Here is a 960-nt window from a genome sequence, read left to right as displayed (position 1 = left end):
CTCCTGGTGGATCACCGCCACGCCGTTGGCGATGCTGTCGGCGGCGCATTTGAAGGCCATGGTCTGCGCGCCGATCTGCACTGTGCCGCTGCTTGGGATGTAGGCGCCGCCAAGGATTTTCAGCAGCGTCGACTTGCCCGCGCCGTTCTCGCCCATCAGCGCGTGTACCGCGTGCGGCCGCGCTTCAAAGCTGATCTGCGCCAAGGCCTTGACCCCGGGAAACTCCTTGCCGATGCCGTTGAAACGCAGGGCCGCGCCGCTCATTTCCACAGACCGATTTTGGTCAGTTCTGCCTGGAAATTTTCGCGGGTGATCAGCGTCACTTCGTCCATCGCCGTGTACTTCGCCGGTTCCTTGCCGGTGGTGACCCACTCATACATCGCCAGCGCCGTGTTGTAGCCCTCGATATGCGGGCTCGGCAGCATCGAACCGAAGAAACCACTGTCAGGCTTTTTCAGCTCGCCGATGGCGTCGGTGCCATTGATACCGATGCCGATCACGTTGGCCGCCTTGAAGCCGGCGCTTTCGGTGGCGCGCACGCCGCCAAGCACGGTGTTGTCGTTCATGCCGCCGATGATCAGGTTTTTCGCGCCACTGGGCAGCTTGACCAGGGCCGAGTTGGTGGCGTCCATACTGCCCGGCACGTCGAGGGTTTTCAGGGCGGCGGTGAGGATGTGGTCCTTGGGAAGGCCGGCTTCTTCCAGGGATTTGATCGAGCCGTCGGTGCGTTTTTTACCAGTGTCGAGTTCGTTATAGGTGTTGATCACCGCGTAGGTGTCCTTCCAGTCCCAACCGCGCTTTTTCGCTTCGCCAGCCATGGCCGCACCCTGTTTCTGGCCGACTTCGAAAGCGGCCATGCCCAGGTACGGCACGTCCTCCATGAAGTTGCCCTTGGCATCGACGAAACGATCATCCACCGCCATGACTTTCAAGCCATTGGCCTTGGCCTTGGCCACGATC

General features: G+C 61.2%; 2 protein-coding genes. Both read right to left on the bottom strand.

Annotation, left to right across the window (positions count from 1 at the left end):
- Positions 1–264, bottom strand: a 264-nt coding sequence (locus LIY36_RS27605; RefSeq protein WP_226457859.1) for an ATP-binding cassette domain-containing protein, incomplete at its 3' end; no start/stop codon positions are given.
- Positions 261–960 (bottom strand): arabinose ABC transporter substrate-binding protein (locus LIY36_RS27600; RefSeq protein ID WP_226457858.1); only part of this gene is annotated, 700 nt, incomplete at its 5' end. The genes LIY36_RS27600 and LIY36_RS27605, both read right to left, overlap by 4 nt.

The organism is Pseudomonas sp. AF03-9 (genome assembly GCF_020515815.1).
Classification (GTDB): Bacteria; Pseudomonadota; Gammaproteobacteria; order Pseudomonadales; family Pseudomonadaceae; genus Aquipseudomonas.
The sequence above is the reverse complement of the archived record's forward strand: the minus strand, read 5'-3'. Positions and strand labels throughout refer to the sequence as shown.